The sequence below is a fragment of the Pseudomonas sp. Marseille-Q7302 genome (genome assembly GCF_965111925.1).
Genome location: NZ_CBCOPK010000001.1, coordinates 3,863,520 through 3,880,512 on the forward strand (window position 1 = coordinate 3,863,520; position 16,993 = coordinate 3,880,512).

General features: G+C 66.1%; 16 protein-coding genes. 6 read left to right on the forward strand and 10 right to left on the reverse strand.

Features of this window, described 5'->3' with window-relative positions:
- Positions 1-16 precede the first annotated feature (16 nt).
- Positions 17-649: a 2OG-Fe(II) oxygenase gene (locus ACWPW1_RS18030; RefSeq protein ID WP_059315998.1), complete on the reverse strand. Its 633-nt coding sequence runs from the start codon at positions 647-649 to the stop codon at positions 17-19.
- A gap of 178 nt (positions 650-827) precedes the next feature.
- On the opposite strand from ACWPW1_RS18030, the gene ACWPW1_RS18035 reads away from it, so the two are divergent.
- Complete coding sequence (locus ACWPW1_RS18035) at positions 828-1,565, forward strand: DUF2059 domain-containing protein (protein ID WP_434774909.1); 738 nt, start codon at positions 828-830, stop codon at positions 1,563-1,565.
- Between the two features lie 6 nt (positions 1,566-1,571).
- Here ACWPW1_RS18035 and ACWPW1_RS18040 read toward each other — a convergent pair whose 3' ends face one another.
- Complete coding sequence (locus ACWPW1_RS18040) at positions 1,572-2,510, reverse strand: alpha/beta fold hydrolase (RefSeq protein ID WP_434774910.1); 939 nt, start codon at positions 2,508-2,510, stop codon at positions 1,572-1,574.
- Positions 2,511-2,692: 182 nt separating this feature from the next.
- Here ACWPW1_RS18040 and ACWPW1_RS18045 point away from each other — a divergent pair, with 182 nt between their 5' ends.
- From ACWPW1_RS18045 to ACWPW1_RS18060, 4 genes are read left to right on the forward strand one after another with little or no spacing between them, the layout of a single operon-like run.
- Entirely contained in the window at positions 2,693-3,163 is a 471-nt protein-coding gene (locus tag ACWPW1_RS18045; RefSeq protein ID WP_059316001.1) for a MarR family transcriptional regulator, read from the forward strand.
- Between the two features lie 3 nt (positions 3,164-3,166).
- The gene (locus ACWPW1_RS18050; RefSeq protein WP_454253593.1) at positions 3,167-4,621 is read left to right on the forward strand and encodes an efflux transporter outer membrane subunit; all 1,455 of its coding nucleotides are present in this window, start codon (positions 3,167-3,169) and stop codon (positions 4,619-4,621) included.
- A 16-nt stretch (positions 4,622-4,637) separates the two neighbouring features.
- Positions 4,638-5,849: an efflux RND transporter periplasmic adaptor subunit gene (locus ACWPW1_RS18055; RefSeq protein WP_059316003.1), complete on the forward strand. Its 1,212-nt coding sequence runs from the start codon at positions 4,638-4,640 to the stop codon at positions 5,847-5,849.
- 51 nt (positions 5,850-5,900) lie between these two features.
- On the forward strand, positions 5,901-7,427 hold the full coding sequence (locus ACWPW1_RS18060) for a DHA2 family efflux MFS transporter permease subunit (RefSeq protein ID WP_059316004.1): 1,527 nt from the start codon (positions 5,901-5,903) through the stop codon (positions 7,425-7,427).
- Positions 7,428-7,525: 98 nt separating this feature from the next.
- Here ACWPW1_RS18060 and ACWPW1_RS18065 read toward each other — a convergent pair whose 3' ends face one another.
- Genes ACWPW1_RS18065 through ACWPW1_RS18075 form a run of 3 tightly spaced genes read right to left on the reverse strand, consistent with a single transcriptional unit; the run spans position 7,526 to position 9,560 of the window.
- Positions 7,526-7,900: a c-type cytochrome gene (locus ACWPW1_RS18065; protein WP_434774911.1), complete on the reverse strand. Its 375-nt coding sequence runs from the start codon at positions 7,898-7,900 to the stop codon at positions 7,526-7,528.
- A complete protein-coding gene (mutM, locus tag ACWPW1_RS18070; RefSeq protein WP_434774912.1) occupies positions 7,897-8,709 on the reverse strand; it encodes a bifunctional DNA-formamidopyrimidine glycosylase/DNA-(apurinic or apyrimidinic site) lyase in 813 nt (270 codons plus the stop codon). The genes ACWPW1_RS18065 and mutM overlap by 4 nt, the downstream gene beginning before the upstream one ends.
- A gap of 26 nt (positions 8,710-8,735) precedes the next feature.
- Positions 8,736-9,560 (reverse strand): HDOD domain-containing protein, encoded by an 825-nt coding sequence (locus tag ACWPW1_RS18075; protein ID WP_167348588.1) that lies wholly within the window; start codon positions 9,558-9,560, stop codon positions 8,736-8,738.
- Positions 9,561-9,780: 220 nt separating this feature from the next.
- Between ACWPW1_RS18075 and ACWPW1_RS18080 the strand changes: the two genes are divergently transcribed.
- A complete protein-coding gene (locus ACWPW1_RS18080) occupies positions 9,781-10,320 on the forward strand; it encodes a type 1 glutamine amidotransferase domain-containing protein (protein WP_271655796.1) in 540 nt (179 codons plus the stop codon).
- A 302-nt stretch (positions 10,321-10,622) separates the two neighbouring features.
- Here ACWPW1_RS18080 and ACWPW1_RS18085 read toward each other — a convergent pair whose 3' ends face one another.
- The 5 genes from ACWPW1_RS18085 to ACWPW1_RS18105 form a co-directional block, all read right to left on the reverse strand.
- Complete coding sequence (locus ACWPW1_RS18085; protein ID WP_454253594.1) at positions 10,623-11,213, reverse strand: LON peptidase substrate-binding domain-containing protein; 591 nt, start codon at positions 11,211-11,213, stop codon at positions 10,623-10,625.
- Between the two features lie 88 nt (positions 11,214-11,301).
- Positions 11,302-12,009, reverse strand: a complete 708-nt coding sequence (locus ACWPW1_RS18090; protein ID WP_313649230.1) for a PqiC family protein — start codon at positions 12,007-12,009, stop codon at positions 11,302-11,304.
- Positions 12,010-12,094: 85 nt separating this feature from the next.
- On the reverse strand, positions 12,095-14,347 hold the full coding sequence (parC, locus tag ACWPW1_RS18095) for a DNA topoisomerase IV subunit A (RefSeq protein WP_059316011.1): 2,253 nt from the start codon (positions 14,345-14,347) through the stop codon (positions 12,095-12,097).
- A gap of 125 nt (positions 14,348-14,472) precedes the next feature.
- Positions 14,473-16,371 carry a DNA topoisomerase IV subunit B gene (gene parE / locus ACWPW1_RS18100; RefSeq protein WP_454253595.1) on the reverse strand — a complete coding sequence of 633 codons (1,899 nt, stop codon included), beginning with the start codon at positions 16,369-16,371 and terminating at the stop codon, positions 14,473-14,475.
- A 7-nt stretch (positions 16,372-16,378) separates the two neighbouring features.
- Complete coding sequence (locus ACWPW1_RS18105) at positions 16,379-16,987, reverse strand: YqiA/YcfP family alpha/beta fold hydrolase (RefSeq protein WP_454253596.1); 609 nt, start codon at positions 16,985-16,987, stop codon at positions 16,379-16,381.
- Between the last annotated feature and the right edge of the window lie 6 nt (positions 16,988-16,993).

Genomic DNA, 16,993 nt, shown 5'->3' on the forward strand with positions numbered 1-16,993 from the left:
GATGCCAGTCCACTGTCTAAGCCTGCAGCGGATTCTCGCCGCGGCGGCGGAACCAGCCAGTGAGCGACAGCCGTTCGCGAGTGGCCGGCAGGACCTCGTGGGGCAACTGGCCGGAAAGAAAGCAGACCAGACTGCCGCCCAGGGGCAGGACGTCCTGCTGACGCTCCTGGTCGAGATAGAGGCGTAGCTCACCGCCCTGCTCCGGCAGCCAGGCGTCATTGAGATAGAGCACCAGGGAGACCATGCGCCGGTCATCGTCGCGGAAGCGATCCAGATGCCGGGCATAGAAGGCGCCAGGCGGATAGAGGGCGAAGTGGCTCTCGTAGTCTTCCAGGCCCAGGAACAGGGTGCGATTGAAGGCCTCGCGCAGGGTGTCCATCAGGTGCAGATAGCGCTGCACGCCCGGATGGGCATCGTCCGGTTCCAGCCAGGCGATGTGATCGCCACGGACCCCTTCGCGGATCAGCGGGCTGTCGCCGCGACCGATGCCGGCGCGCTCCAGCTCGCCGCGGGCATGGCGCAACCGGCACTCGGCCGCCAGCTCGGCGGTGAGATCCAGGGGCAGGAAGATGCTCTGCCGCGACCAGCCATGCTCGGCGAGATCGTCGACGATACGTTGCAGCAGGGGATGCTCGGGGTGCAGAGCCATCACGAAAACCAGGCTAACCGGGCCAAGCCGGCGGGATGCCGAGTGTAAGAGAAGTCGGCCGCGCCTGCGCGCCTCCCTCGACCAGGCGACGAATGCCCGGGGGGAGCGCCTCGACAGCCAGCCTGGGGTTGCCGACAATGGCGGACTTTTCGGCTCCGCGCCGCTGCCCGAGGTGTCCATGCGCGTTCTGTTCGCTTCCCTGCTTTTCGCCATCAGCCTGCCCGCCCTGGCCGACGATACGGTCAGTCTCTATCAGGCCGCGGGTTGGCCCGAGCAGCGCGGACACTTCCGCGATGCCCTGCAGGCCGCCCAGCAGCGCTATCAGAACAGTCTGCCGCCGGCGCTCTACCAGAGCCTGGTCGACAACAGCAACAAGCGCTATACCGCCGCGGCCATCGACCAGCGTGCCCTGGCCGCGCTACGTCAAAGCCTGCCTGCCGACGGCCCCGCGCTGCAGTTCTTCCAGTCGCCGGTAGGGCGCAAGGTGGTCGCCGCGGAAATCGCCGCCACGCGCAGCGATCAGCTGGCGAAGAATGCCAACGGCGTGCCCCAGGTGCAGGCCAGTCCTGCCCGTCGCGCCCACGCCAAGCGTCTGGCCAGCGCCCTGCCCGTGCGTGAAGCCGGCGCCGAGGTCAGCGTGGCCCTGGCTGGCCTCGCCGCCGACAGCCTGAGCTCGATGCTGCCTGGGCTGATGGGGCAGCAGCAGTCCGGCGGCATGATCGAGCAGCAGCGGCAGCGATTCATCCAGCAGATGAATGCCGGTGATTTGGAAAACACCCTGCTCTATGTCTACCGCACCCTGAACGACAACGAACTCGGCCAGTTCGCCGACTTTGCCAGCTCGCCCAACGGCAGCGCCTACTACCGGGCCGCCGTGGCCGCGCTGCGCGCTGGCCTGGGTAGCGGCGGTCAGTAAGGCTGTTCAGGCGAGACGCTCGTCCAGCCAGCGGAAGTAGCGCTGGCGCAGGCTTGGCGTCTCGTTGACCAGATGGTGTCGCGCCTCCGGCAGGCGCAGCACCTCGGGCCGGGCGAACTTGGCCTCCAATACCCCCAGGTTATGTCGCCAGTCGACGGTGAAGTCCTGCTCGCCCTGGATCACCAGGGGGCTACGGGTGCTGGCCGGCGCGCCTTCCAATTGTGGAATCCAGCGCGCCAGGGCGCCTACCCACTGAGCCGGCAGTTCCCGTGGTTGCAAGGTGTCCTGCTGCAAGAAGTCAAGGAAGGCTGGATCGCCGGAATTCACCGAGAAGCGTCGTGGCAGGGCACGCACGAAGGGCTTCACCAGCCGATAGGTCCATAGCCCCTGGCGCCAGGCATGGGGCCTGATCAACGGTGCCAGCAGCACCGTCTCGCCCAGCTCGGGCGCGGGATCGCCCCTCAGCAGATAGTCCAGCAGGATGGCGCCACCGGTACTCTGGCCCAGCAGGTGCCAGGGTTGCGGCAACTCTAGACGCCGCGCCTCGGCGATCAGCGCGGCCAGGGCGACCTGGTATTCGGCGAAATCGTTGATGCTGGCGCGGGCGCCGCTCGACAATCCATGCCCGGGCAAATCGCAGGCCAGCACCGCCAGCTGCCGTGACAGGGCCCAGTCCACCACATGGCCATAGAGACCCATGTGATCGTAGTAGCCGTGCAGCATCAGCAGGCTGCCGCGTGGCTCAGGCGGCCACCAACCCTGGACCGCGAGCTGGTAGCTGCCCGCTGGCAGGGCACCCAGCGCCACCGTGACTCCGGGGTGCACCAGGTTATCCGCCAGGCGGTAATGGGCGCGATAGCCCTGGTGGTCGGCATCCGCTGGCAGGTCGCGGCGCAGGGGCACCAAGGCCTGGCGCAGGCGGTCTAGATCGAAGTCAGGCGTCATGGGTCGGTTCAAACTGAAGTTACCCCCATGATCGGCGTCCGGGCCACTACAGGACAAGGGTTCGCCAAAGGACTTTTCCAATTGTTTCAAAATGCGCAACGCTCCCCTGCGCAAAGGTGTCTGAATATTTCACTGCCTAGGCAGTATTCTGGATGCGCTTGATTGCCTGGGCAGATACTGCAATGTCACATTTCGACCGAAGCAACTTTCCACTGCGCAACTCCGTAGGCCATTTGATCCACCTCGCGAACCAGTACAAGGATCGCGTGCTGGACAGCCACCTCGCGCCTTACGACATCACCGCTGCCCAGTTCAAGGTGCTGCTGCTGCTGGCCCGCGACCAGACCGACACCCCGGCCGAACTCAGCCGTTGCCTGTCGCTCGACAGCGGCGCCATGACCCGCATGCTCGATCGCCTGGAAGCCAAGGGCCTGCTGCGCCGGGTGCGCAGCCTGAGCGATCGTCGCCAGGTGCGGCTGGAGCTGACCGAACAGGGCCAGGCCCTGAGCAGTGAACTCATGCAGATCGGCGTGGACGCCCTCAATGACCTCACCCACTGCCTGGACCGCCAGGAGCTGGATGACCTCGAACGCCTGCTACGCCGACTGCTCGGCCCCTCCGGCCTGTTGCCGGCGCCCTCTGGAGACCTCTGATCCATGACCTTTCGCCTGCCATTGACCGCCCTCTGCGCCGCCCTGCTGCTGGCCGGCTGCGTGTCGTCCGAAGGGCTGAACACCCAGGGGCACGCCGTGGATCCGGCCACCCTCAAGGGCGACGCCACCTTTGCCGGCGATCGCCTCTCCCCTGTCCAGTGGCCGAGCGCCGACTGGTGGACGCGGCTGGGCGATCCGCAGCTCGACAACCTGATCCGCGAGGCCCTGCGCGACAGCCCTTCGCTGCAGGAAGCCGATGCGCGCAGCCGCCAGGCCGATGCCGCGGTGCTCGCCGCCGATGCCAATCGCTATCCACAGATCGACGCCAATGCGGGCGTGACCCGCTCGCGTCTGGCGCGGCCAGACGATCCGGTCGGCCAGGGTGACCGTTACAGCACCTTGCGCCAACTCAATGTGAGCGGCAGCTATAGCTTCGACCTCTGGGGTGGCCAGCGCGCCGCCTGGGAGGCCGCACTCGGCCGCGCCCGCGCCGGTGAAGTGGATCGCCAGGCCGCACGCCTGACGCTGGCCGCCGACGTCAGCCGCGCCTACAACCAGCTGGGCCTGGCCTATGCCAATATGGACGTGGCCCAGCAGGACCTGGAGCGTACCCGTGGCATGCTCGACCTGGCCCAGCGCCGGGTGGACGCCGGCCTCGACAGCGACTACCAGCTGCAGCAGACCCAGAGCCTGGAAGCCAGCGCGGCGGCCTCCCATACCGCGGCTGAACAGCAGGTGCGCACGGCCCAGATCCGTCTCGCCGTGCTGTTGGGCAAGGGGCCAGACCGTGGCGCCGAGATTCCACGGCCCAAGCTGATCGCCCCCGCCGCGGTGAACCTGCCTGCCCAGTTGCCGGTCGAGCTGGCCGGGCGTCGTCCGGACCTGATCGCCGCCCGCTGGCGGGTGGAGGCCGCGAGCAAGGACATCGTCGCCAGCAAGACCAACTTCTATCCCAACCTGGACCTGACGGTGGCCGCCGGCAGCAAGGCCATCCTCGGCGACGCCTTGCTCGGCGGTCCGGCGCGCTTTTTCAACGTCGGCCCGGCGCTGTCGCTGCCGATCTTCGATGCCGGTCGTCGCCGCGCCGATCTCGCCAGCCGCGATGCCGACTATGACCTCGCAGTGGCCCAGTACAACCGGACCCTGGTGCAGGCACTGGGCGACATCGCCGACGCCATCACCCGCCAGCGCTCGCTGGACCAGCAGATCGTCGAGCAGCAACGGGCACGGGACATCGCCAAGAGCTCCTTCGACATCGCCATGCAGCGCTATGGCGCCGGCATCGGCAACTACCTCGATGCCCTGACCGTGGAACAGCAACTGCTGCAGACCGAACGTCAGCTGGCCAGCCTCCAGGCCGACCGCGTCGACAGCGGCGTGCTGCTGATGCAGGCCCTGGGTGGCGGCTTCCAACCGTCCAAACTGCCGCCGGCGCCCACCGCCGCGGCCACACACTGATACCGAGAGCCCGACCATGGCCGATTCCGCCGCAACCCCCAACGACAATGCCCAGGAGCAGAAGCCGCAGCGCTCCGGCAAACGCAAATTCCTCCTGCTGCTCCTGCTGCTGGTGGTGATCCTGGCCGGCGTGGGTGTCTACTGCTACCACCTGTTCTATGGCCGCTTCCATGCCGATACCGACGATGCCTACGTCAACGGCAACCTGGTGCAGATCACGCCCCAGGTCGTTGGCACCGTGACCCGCATCGCCGTGGATGATGGCGACTACGTCCGCCAGGGCCAGCCGCTGGTGGAATTCGATCCCAGCGACACCGCCGTCGCCCAGCAGAGCGCCGAGGCCAACCTGGCCAAGACCGTGCGCCAGGTGCGCGGCCTGTACAGCAACGTCGACAGCTACAAGGCCCAGGTGGCTGCCCGGCGCGTCGAGGTCGAACGGGCCCGCGCCGACTACGCCCGCCGCCAGCAACTGGCCAAGGGCGGCGCCATCTCCAAGGAAGAACTGGCCCACGCCCGCGACACCCTGGTGTCGGCGCAGAGCTCCCTGACCTCCGCCCAGCAGCAACTGGATACCAACCAGGCACTGGTGGACGACACCGAGATCGCCTCGCACCCCGACGTCAAGGCCGCCGCCGCCCAGCTGCGCCAAGCCTACCTCAACCATGCCCGCAGTACCCTGGTGGCGCCGGTCAGCGGCTATGTCGCCAAGCGCTCGGTGCAGGTCGGCAGCCGCGTGCAACCCGGCGCGGCCTTGATGGCCGTGGTGCCGCTGGACCAGATCTGGATCGATGCCAACTTCAAGGAAACCCAGCTCGCCGAGATGCGCATCGGCCAGCCGGTGGAGATCCACTCCGACCTCTATGGCGACGACGTGCGCTATCGCGGCGTGGTGGAAAGCCTGGGCGTGGGCACCGGCAGCGCCTTCTCGCTCCTGCCGGCGCAGAACGCCACCGGTAACTGGATCAAGATCGTCCAGCGACTGCCAGTGCGTATCCGCCTGGAAGGCGACAACCTGGACAAGCATCCGCTGCGCATCGGCCTGTCGACCGTCGTCGATGTCGACCTGCACGACCAGGACGGCGCCCGCCTGCCCACCACCACGCCAAAGCAGCCGCGCTACAGCACCGACGTCTACGATCACCAGTTGGCCGATGCCGACCAGCTGATCCAGCAGATCGTCCACAACAACGGTCCGGCGGCACGCGCCGCGGGCGTCGCCAAGCGCTGAGGCCCTGGAGGCTCGGTCATGAGCCTCCCCGCCCCCTTCTGGTAATCCGTCATGAGCGATAACGCCTTTCGCCCGGCGAGCCTGGTCCTCGCCACGGTGGGTCTTTCCCTGGCCACCTTCATGCAGGTGCTCGACACCACCATCGCCAACGTCGCCCTGACCACCATCTCCGGCAACCTCGGGGTAAGTTCGGAACAGGGCACCTGGGTCATCACCGCCTTCGCCGTGAGCAACGCCATCGCCCTGCCGCTGACCGGCTGGATGGCGCGCCGCTTCGGCGAGGTCAAGCTGTTCATGGCCGCCGTGGTGCTCTTCGTCATCACCTCCTTTCTCTGCGGCATCGCCACCTCGATGCCCGAGCTGGTGATCTTCCGCGCCATGCAGGGTTTCGTCGCCGGCCCGCTCTACCCCATGGCCCAGACCCTGCTGCTGGCGATCTTTCCGGCGGCCAAGCGGGGCATGGCCCTGGCGCTCCTGGCCATGGTGACGGTGGTGGCGCCCATCATCGGGCCCATCGCCGGCGGCTGGATCACCGACAACTACAGCTGGCCGTGGATCTTCTTCATCAACATCCCCATCGGCATCTTCGCCACCCTGGTGGTCTGGAGCCAGCTGGGCAAGAAACCGGAAAAACTGGTGCACCAGCCCATCGACTACGTCGGGCTGATCCTCCTGGTGCTAGGCGTGGGCGTGTTGCAGGTGGTGCTGGACAAGGGCAACGACCTGGACTGGTTCGAATCCAACCTGATCTGCCTGGGCGCGGCCTTTTCCGCCGTGGCGCTGACCGCCCTGGTGATCTGGGAGCTGACCGACAAGCATCCCATCGTCAACCTGCGGCTGTTCCGCTATCGCAACTTCAGCTTCGGCACCCTGGCGCTGGTGCTGGGCTATTCGGGCTTCTTCGGCATCAACCTGCTGCTGCCCCAGTGGTTGCAGACCCAGCTCGGCTACACCCCGGTGTGGGCGGGCCTGGCGGCAGCGCCCATCGGCATCCTGCCGGTGATCCTCTCACCGCTGGTGGGCAAGTTCGCGCACAAGACCGACCTGCGGCTGCTGGCCGGGGGCTCCTTCCTGGTGATCGGGGCGTCGTGCTTCATGCGCGCCACCTTCAACAACGAGGTGGACTATCGCCACATCGCCGAGGTACAGACCTTCATGGGCCTGGGCGTGGCGCTGTTCTTCATGCCCACCACCAGCATCCTGCTGTCCAGCCTCAAGCCATCGGAACTGGCGGACGGCGGCGGCCTGGCGACCTTTCTGCGGGTCCTGGGCGGCAGCTTCGCCTCCTCCCTGACCACCTGGCTCTGGCAGCGCCGCGCCATCCATCACCATGCCCAGCTGACCGAGGACGTCACCGCCTACAGTCCGGCCACCCAGCATTACCTGGACGCCCTCGGCGGTCCGTCGCAGCAGGCCTATGCCCAGCTGGACAAGGTGGTGGAGAGCCAGGCCTACATGCTCTCCACGGTGGACTACTTCACCCTGCTTGGCTGGATCTTCATGGGCCTGTTCCTGATCATCTGGCTGGCCAAGCCGCCGTTCGCGGCCAAGCCGGGCGCCGGTGGCGGCGATCACTGAGCAGCGGCCCTGGCTCTCGCGAGCCAGGGCCCCATGAGCCCTGAACGGTTTCGACGCAATTCACCCACCTCCCAGCCGGTCGCTAGCCCTCCTGACGATCAGGGCGCGCTGTGTTGGGTCTGCAGGTAGTCGGCGATATCACGCAGATCCTCGGCATCGCCGATGCCCCAGAACCTCATCTTGGTGCCCGGCACCTTCTGCTCGGGATCACGCAAGAAGGCCGCCAGGGCCTCGCGATCCCAGGCGAAGCCGGCCTGGCGCATGGCCTCGGAGTAGTGGTAGCCCGGGAGGCTACCGGCCTGGCGACCGAAGAGGTCGTTGAGCTGGGGACCGAAACCGGATTGAGCGCTCGGCCCTACCGAATGGCAGTTATGGCAGCGCCGCAGGAAGAGATTGCGGCCGTTATCGGCGTCGGCCCAGGCCAGTTCACTACCGAGCAATGCCAGCACGGCCAGCCCAGCCAGGCCCTTCATCGCTGGCATTTCCGGCAATAGACGCTGGCGCGCTGGCCCAGGCGGATCTCCTGCAGGCCCGTCCCACAGACCTTGCAGAATTCGCCCTTGCGCCCATAGACGAACAACTCCTGCTTGAAATAGCCCGGCGCCCCGTCGCCCCCGATGAAGTCGCGCAGGGTGGTGCCGCCGCTCTCGATGGAACGCGCCAGCACCTTCTTGATCTCGACGGCCAGGCGATCGTAGCGCGCCCGGGAAACGCTACCGGCCGCCCGGCGGGGGTCGATGCCGGCGGCGAACAGCGCCTCGGCGGCGTAGATATTGCCTACCCCCACCACCACGGCGTTGTCCATGATGAAGGGCTTGACCGCCATGCTGCGCCCACGTGACAGCTCGAACAGCCGACCGCCGCCGAAGGCCTCGGTCAGGGGCTCGGGCCCCAGCTTGCTGAGCAGCACATGAGCATGGGGATCCTGGGTCCAGAGCAGCGCACCGAAACGGCGCGGATCGGTGTAGCGCAACGACAGCCCGGACTCCAACTCGATGTCGACATGCTCGTGCTTGGCCGGTGGCTGATCCGCCGGCACCAGGCGCAGGCTGCCGGACATGCCCAGGTGGCCGATCAGGGTGCCGCTCTCGGCGCGAATCAGCAGGTACTTGGCACGCCGCTCCACGGCCTCAATGCGCTGACCGGAGAGGCGCACGTCCAGGTCTTCGGGGACGGGCCAGCGTAGCCGACCATCGCGGACGATGACCCGGCGCACGCGTTGACCGACGACATGGGGCTCGATGCCCCGGCGAGTGGTTTCGACTTCAGGTAATTCGGGCATGGAGGTCCAGGACGATTGCAGGTGCCTTAGTAATTGATCCGGCCACTGCCCATTTCAAGGATCGTCTCCTTGAGCGACTCGAAGTCGTACTCGGACAGGCCGACGTGATCCAGCACCCGCGGCGCGATAGCCTGCCACTCGTGATCCTCGTCCTGGCCGCCCAGGGCGCGATAGCAGCGGCAGATGTGCTCGGCCATCTTCAGCAGCGCCAGCAGATTCTTGATCTGGATGTCGGTGGTCGAGTCCTCGTCGAAGACGGACTGGGCATTGTGATGGTTGGCGATGGCCTGGCCCACGTGCTCCGGCAGGCGCCAGGACCGCGAGATGAAATACCCCACCACGGCGTGGTTGGTATTGAACATGCGGTTTTCTACGTCGACCACCCGTACCTGTTCGTTGACGCTGGCATAGGCCTCCTCCAGCACAGCCATGTAGCTGGGGAAGCGCTTGAGCATCAGCGGGATGCCGCAGTTGTGGAACAGACCCAGGGCATAGGCTTCGTCGGGGGTCGGATAGCCGGTCTTCTTGGCCAGGCTCAGGCAGGTCTCGGCTACATCCTGGGCGGTGTCCCAGAAGCGGTTGAGGATGACGATGGTCTCGTCGGTGAGCTCCCCCTTGATCGACTGGGCGTTGATCAGGTTGATGACCGACTGGCTGCCCAGCAGGTTGACCGCCCGCTGGATCGAGGTGATGCGATTGCTCAGGCCGAAGTACGGCGAGTTCACCAACTTGAGCAAGGCGCCCGACAGCCCCGGGTCCTGGCCGATCAGACGGGAAATGACCTTGAGATCCGGGCTGGGCATGAGCTGTTCGAGCTGCAAATCCACCATGATCTGCGGCTGCGGAGGAATGCTGATGCCTTGCAGAGCCTGACGGATCTGCTCCTCGGTCAGCTGAGGGGACGCTTGGGACATGGAGGCTACTCTGCGATGGATGTCGCAAATTTACTCTGCGCCGTCCGCCGATGCCATCGGGCGCGACGAAGGAACTTCAGGGGGGTAAAGCGAGACGGATTTAGGAGCGCTGGCAAAAGGCTAGCCCGACCGAATTCCAATCGAGGTACCCGCAACCATGGCTACATCCCTGAACGGCAAGAAAATCGCCATCCTGGTCACCGACGGCTTCGAGCAGGCCGAGCTCACCGGCCCAAAAGAGGCCTTGGAACAGGCAGGTGCCCAGACCCACATCATCTCCGCCGAGAGCGGCCAGGTGCAGGGCTGGGACGGCACCGAGCCGGCCGACAGCTTTCCGGTGGACCTTACCTTCGCTGAGGCCAATGCCGGTGACTATGACGCCGTGCTGTTGCCCGGGGGCGTGGTCAACGCCGACACCATCCGCATCGACACCCAGGCTCAGCAGCTGACCAAGCAGATCGCCGATGCCGGCAAGCCGGTGGCCGTCATCTGCCATGGTGCCTGGCTGCTGATCTCCGCCGGCCTGGTGCAGGGCAAGACCATGACCAGCTGGCCCTCGCTGACCGACGACCTCAAGAACGCTGGCGCCACCTGGCAGGACCAGGAGGTCATCGTCGACGGTCAACTGGTGAGCAGCCGCAAGCCAGACGACATTCCGGCCTTCAATCGCGAGTTCATCAAGCTGCTCGCAGGCTGATACCCGAGGAATGGCACTTTGATCTCATAAGACGGAACTATGGCAAAGTGCCAGAGTCTTATCGAGTGCCCCCAAAGCACTTTTAGCCCGCCCTGCCCGGCGGGCTTTCTTTTGCCCGGCGTTTGGCCTGGAAGCCTGGGTACGGCCGTGCGAGCCAGGTTTGGACCGCCCTACAAAACGCTAAAGAAACGAAGGGGACTCGCGCCCGCGTTTACATCAGGTAACTGAGCAGTGTCCTGGGGCGACCCAGGCTATTGAGCCAGGGCGTTTTCAACAGCGCCGCGGATCATGGACAGGCTTTCTCAGGCCTTGAAATCGTCCTGCAGATCCACCAGATGGCGTTCGATAGCGGCCAGGCGCTGGCCCTGATCGCTCATGCCCAGCCAATCCAGCTTGAGATGGGCCTCGAACGGCAGCAGGTAGGCCAGCTGGCAGCCCAGCGCCTGACGGTCGGCGACCTGGCCGCCCATGTCCAGGCTGGCCACCAGGGGATGCTGAGCCAAGGCCGCCAGCAGCGCCATCAGATCGGCGTCGGCATCGCGCAGCGGCTGAGGATCGGTTTCAGCCAGCCATTCCACCTCGCCCACCACCAGGTGATCGGCCTGTTCTTCCTGGCTCAACAGGCGAAAGCGCCGACCGCCTTCGATGCGAATGCCCAGGAGACCATTGCTCTGTTGCTGCCAGTCGCGGATCAGCGCCTCGCAGCCAAAGGCACCCAGCCGGTTCGGCGCGGCACCGGTCTCGCGACCTTCGAGGATGGTTACCACGCCGAAGCTGCTGCCCTGCTTGAGGCAGCGGCCGAGCATGTCCAGATAGCGGGCTTCGAACAGTTGCAGATCGAGACGGCAACCGGGAAACAGGGTGGTGTTCAGCGGAAACAGGGGCAGCGTCATGAAACCTCCGAGGCCTGATGGTCCTGCTGGATAGAGCGTCGAGCGCCGTCGGCTGCTCCCGCGCGGCGACGCGCGGGGCCTTGCCGGCTTAGAAGCGGTAGACCTCGGCGCCGGTGCGAATCGGCACCACGGCTGGCAACGTTGGCCGGGCCTGGGCCTCTTCCACGAGTTTCTTCGGTTCCTTGCGTGCGACCTCGCTGTCGCGCCGACCACGCTGGGCGACCTTGGTGAGATCCGTGGCGAGACGCGCGGCCAGTTGCTGCAGCAACTCGCCTTGCGCCCGCACCTGGGCGGCACGATCACCGCCCTGACGCCCTTGCAGGTGTACCACCTCGGTGTCCAGCAGGCGCCCCTGGCCGTCACGTAGTTGCCAGCTGGCGTCCAGGGCAGCGGGAGCCTGGTCCCCGGCGTCGAGGCGGGTCACCACCAGCTCCACCCGGTATTGCGGATCGAAGCCCTCGGGCTGCTCGCCCACTACGACCCGACCGCTGTTCAGGCGGCTGGCGAGCTGGCGTTGCAGCAACTGGCGTACGTTGGCGTCGAGCGGACCGGCCCAGTGATCGCGAGTGGCCTTGAGGCTGCCGTCAGGCTGGCGCTCCAGCAGCACGTCACGCTGCAGGTAGTCGGCCAGTTGCAGGTTTTCGATCCACACCGCAAGGCCACGCGCGCTGTTCGCGGGCGTACGCGCGTTACCGCCGTCGAGTTGATAGTAGTGGCTGGGGCCAAGGCTGGCACAGCCGCCGAGGCCGGCCAGCAGGCCAACGAGCGCCAGCCTGGCGAGACACATCCGTTTCATCGAGGCTCTCTCTCGACGGGCGCCATGGCCCGGCGAGTCCTGGTCGAAAAAATCCGGCCTATGCTAGCGGCTGACCGCAGGCGGCTCAAGTTTCCACCTGCAGCGAGTCCACCCGCTGGAACCCACGCGGCAGCTTGTTGCCTCGCCGCCCGCGCTCGGCACGGTAATGTTCCAGGTCGCTGCCCTTGAGGGTATAGGGCCGCTTGCCCGCCTGCAGGGTGAGGGACGCGCCGGCCGGGACCACGGCCAGATCGACTACGTATTCCTCACGCTTGGCCACCCGCTCGCCAGGAATGGAAATCAGCTTGTTGCCCTTGCCCTTGGCCAGCTGTGGCAGCTCGGTGATGGCGAATACCAGCAGGCGCCCCTCGTTGGTGACCACCGCGATGGAGGTGTCCTCCAGGGAGGCCACCGGCTTCGGAGACAGCACCTTGGCGCCGTTGGGCAGGCTGATCAGCGCCTTGCCGGCCTTGTTCTTGGCCTGCAGGTCCTCGCCCTTGACCACGAAGCCGTAGCCGGCATCCGAGGCCAGTACATAGAGGCTGCTGTCGTCCGGCAGGAGCAGACACTCGAAGCTGGCCCCTGGCGGCGGCGTCAGGCGTCCGGTCAGGGGTTCACCCTGGCCACGCGCCGACGGCAGGGAGTGAGCCGCGACCGAATAGCTGCGTCCGGTGGAGTCGATGAAGACGGCGAATTGATTGGAGCGCCCCAGGGCTGCCGCCTTGAAGCCGTCGCCGGCCTTGTAGGACAGCCCGGTCGGATCGACATCATGGCCCTTGGCCTGGCGCACCCAGCCCTTCTCGGACAGCACCACGGTCACCGGCTCGGTGGGCATGAGTTCGGTTTCGGACAGGGCCTTGGCCTCGGCACGCACGACGATGGGCGAGCGACGAGCGTCGCCGTAGGTCTCGGCGTCCTTGATCAATTCGTCGCGGACCAGATTGCGCAGCTTCTTGTCGCTGCCCAGCAGGGTCTGCAGGCGCTTCTGCTCCTTGAGCAGCTCGGCCTGTTCGCCACGGATCTTCATCTCTTCCAGCCGCGCCAGCTGGCGCAGGCGGGTTTCGAGGATGTAGTCGGCCTGGTCCTCGGAGAGCTCGAAACGGGCCATCAATGCCTGCCTGGGATGCTCTTCGGTACGGATGATGTGGATCACCTCGTCCAGGTTGAGAAAGGCGATCAGCAGGCCGTCCAGCAGGTGCAGGCGGCGGTTGACCTTGTCCAGGCGGAACTGCAGGCGGCGACGCACCGTGCCGATGCGATAGATCAGCCACTCTTGGAGGATCTGCCGCAGGTCCTTGACCTGGGGTTTGCCGTCCAGGCCGATGACGTTGAGGTTGACCCGGTAGCTGGATTCGAGATCGGTGGTGGCGAACAGGTGCTGCATTAGTTCGTCGGCATCGATGCGGTTGGAGCGCGGCACGATGACGATGCGGGTTGGGTTCTCGTGGTCCGACTCGTCACGCAGGTCGGCCACCATGGGCAGCTTCTTGGCCTGCATCTGGGCGGCGATCTGCTCCAGCACCTTGGAACCAGAGACCTGGTGCGGCAGTGCGGTGATGACCACGTCGCCGTCTTCACGGCGGTAGACGGCACGCATGCGCACCGAGCCGCGCCCGGTCTCATAGATTTTGCGCAGGTCGGCGGGTGGCGTGATGATCTCGGCTTCGGTGGGGAAGTCCGGACCCGGCACATGCTCGAGGAGTTCGGGAATCCCGGCGATGGGATCGTCCAGCAGGCGCACGCAGGCAGCCGCCACCTCACGCAGGTTGTGCGGCGGGATGTCGGTGGCCATGCCCACGGCGATGCCGGTGGTGCCGTTGAGCAGCAGGTTGGGCAGGCGTGCCGGCAGCACCGCCGGTTCGTTCAGGGTGCCATCGAAGTTGGGCACCCAGTCCACAGTGCCCTGCCCCAGTTCATTGAGCAGCACCTCGGAATAGCGCGACAGCCGCGCCTCGGTATAGCGCATGGCGGCAAAGGACTTGGGATCGTCCGGCGCACCCCAGTTGCCCTGGCCATCCACCAGCGGATAGCGATAGGAGAACGGCTGGGCCATCAGCACCATGGCTTCGTAGCAGGCCGAGTCGCCATGGGGGTGGTACTTACCGAGCACGTCACCCACGGTACGGGCGGATTTCTTGTGCTTGGCGTCGGCATCCAGGCCCAGTTCGCTCATGGCATAGATGATGCGGCGTTGGACCGGCTTGAGACCGTCGCCGATGTGCGGCAGGGCGCGGTCCATGATGACGTACATGGAGTAGTTCAGGTACGCCTGCTCGGTGAAGTCGGCCAGCGAACGGCGTTCGACGCCATCCAGGCTCAGGTCGAGGGGTGCACTCATGGGAGTCCTTTGGTGTTACGTCTTTGATCGGGGGGCCCGGTCCATCGCGGTCATGGACCGCTCCTACAGGCGCTCGACACACCTGTAGGAGCGGCCCATGGCCGCGATAAGCGCAGCCAACATATTTAGAGCAGCACTTCGGCGCGATCGCCCTTGGATTCCAGCCAGCTCTTGCGGTCGCCGGACCTCTTCTTGGCCAGCAGCATGTCCATCATCTCGAGGGTGCCGGGCACGTCTTCGAGGGTCAGCTGCACCAGGCGTCGGGTGTTGGGATCCATGGTGGTCTCGCGCAGCTGCAGCGGATTCATCTCGCCCAGGCCCTTGAAGCGGGTGACCTGGGGCTTGCCGCGCTTCTTCTCCGCCGCCAGGCGATCGAGGACGCCGTCACGCTCGGCCTCGTCGAGGGCGTAATGGACCTCCTTGCCCAGGTCGATGCGGTACAGCGGCGGCATGGCCACATAGACATGGCCGGCGTCCACCAACGGGCGGAAGTGCTGCACGAACAGGGCGCACAACAGGGTGGCGATGTGCAGGCCGTCGGAGTCGGCATCGGCGAGGATGCAGATCTTGCCGTATCTCAGTCCGCTCAGGTCGGCACTGCCGGGGTCGATGCCGATGGCCACGGCGATGTCGTGCACCTCCTGGCTGCCCAGCACTTCGCTGCCGTCCACTTCCCAGGTGTTCAGGATCTTGCCGCGCAGCGGCATGATGGCCTGGAATTCCTTGCTGCGCGCCTGCTTGGCGCTGCCGCCAGCGGAGTCACCCTCCACCAGGAACAGCTCGGATCTCATCGGATCCTGGCCGGCGCAATCCGCCAGCTTGCCGGGCAGCGCCGGCCCTTGCGTGATCTTCTTGCGCTCGACCTTCTTGCCCGCCTTGAGGCGGCGGCCGGCGTTGTTGATGGCCAGCTCGGCGATCTGCTGACCCAGCTCGGGATGGGCATTGAGCCAGAGGCTGAACGCGTCCTTGACCACCCCGGCGACAAAGGCAGCCGCCTCGCGGGAGGACAGCCGCTCCTTGGTCTGGCCGGAGAATTGCGGCTCCTGCATCTTCATCGAAAGGACGAAGGCGATGCGCTCCCAGACGTCTTCCGGAGCCAGCTTGAGGCCGCGCGGCAGCAGGTTGCGGAATTCGCAGAACTCCCGGATGGCATCCAGCAAACCCTGGCGCAGGCCATTCACATGGGTGCCACCCTGGGCGGTGGGAATCAGGTTGACGTAGCTTTCCTGCACCGACTCGCCACCCTCGGGCAGCCAGAACAGTGCCCAGTCCACCGCTTCCCGAGCCGAAGCCAGGCTGCCGTGGAAAGGCGCCTCCGGTAGCCGCAGGGCGTCGCCCACGGTATCCACCAGGTAGGATCTCAGGCCGTCCTCATAATGCCACTCGGTGCGTTCGCCGGTGGCTTCGTCGTGGAAGCTCACGGCGAGGCCCGGGCAGAGTACTGCCTTGGCCTTGAGCACGTGCTTCAGGCGGCTGACGGAAAACTTGGGGGCATCGAAGTACTTGGGGTCCGGCCAGAAGTGCACGCTGGTACCGGTGTTTCTCTTGCCAACGCTACCGACCACGGCCAGTTCGCTGGCCTTGAAGCCGTCGGCGAAGGCCATGGCGTATTCGTTGCCCTCACGCTTGACGCGTACCTCGACACGGGACGACAGGGCGTTCACCACGGAAATGCCCACACCGTGCAGGCCGCCGGAGAACTGGTAGTTCTTGTTGGAGAACTTGCCGCCGGCGTGCAGCTTGGTGAGGATCAGCTCGACACCGGAAACGCCCTCTTCCGGGTGAATGTCCACCGGCATGCCACGACCGTCGTCGATCACTTCGAGGGAGTTGTCGGCGTGCAGGATCACCTGCACCTGGCGCGCGTGACCAGCCAGGGCCTCGTCCACGCTGTTGTCGATGACTTCCTGGGCCAGGTGGTTGGGCCGGGAGGTGTCGGTGTACATGCCAGGGCGCTTGCGCACCGGATCGAGTCCGGAGAGGACTTCGATGGCGTCGGCGTTATAGGCGTTCTGCGTGGCCATGGGGTCTCTATTCGAAGGTGTTGAAATCCAGCTCGCGCCAGAGCGCCGGGTCGAAGCCGGCCAGCTCGAGCAGCAGCGGCAGCTGGCGGTGGAAGCCCTGGAAGCCGTGGTCGCCACCCTGTTCGATGCGCAGGGTGCAGGCGCCGTAGTAGCGTTCGGCATCCCGGTAGTCGAGGGTCTCGTCACCAGTTTGCAGCCAGACGTGAAAGCGCTCGGGATCTGCCGGCGCTGCGACTTCCTGCGCGCTCAGGGCTTCGACGTGGGCCTCGGTGAGGGTCCAGGTCTCGCCGGTATGGTGATTGCGTTGGGGGCCGAGATAATGCTCCATGAAGCGCCAGGGCCGGACTGCCGGGTTGATCAGCACGGCCTTGAGCCCATGGCGCTCGGCCAGGACGGTGGCATAGTAGCCGCCCAGGGAGCTGCCGACCAGCAAGGGGGCGTCCAGCTCGGCCTGTTCGCGCTCCAACAGCGCGAAGGCAGCACCGGCATCGTTGGGCAGCGCCGGGGCGCGCAGGTGGTCCGCCAGGCCAAGGTGGGTCATGCAGGCGGTCAGCTGCCGGGCCTTCAAGGACGCGGGCGAGCTGTTGAAACCATGGATATAGAGGATCGACGGCATCAGGCC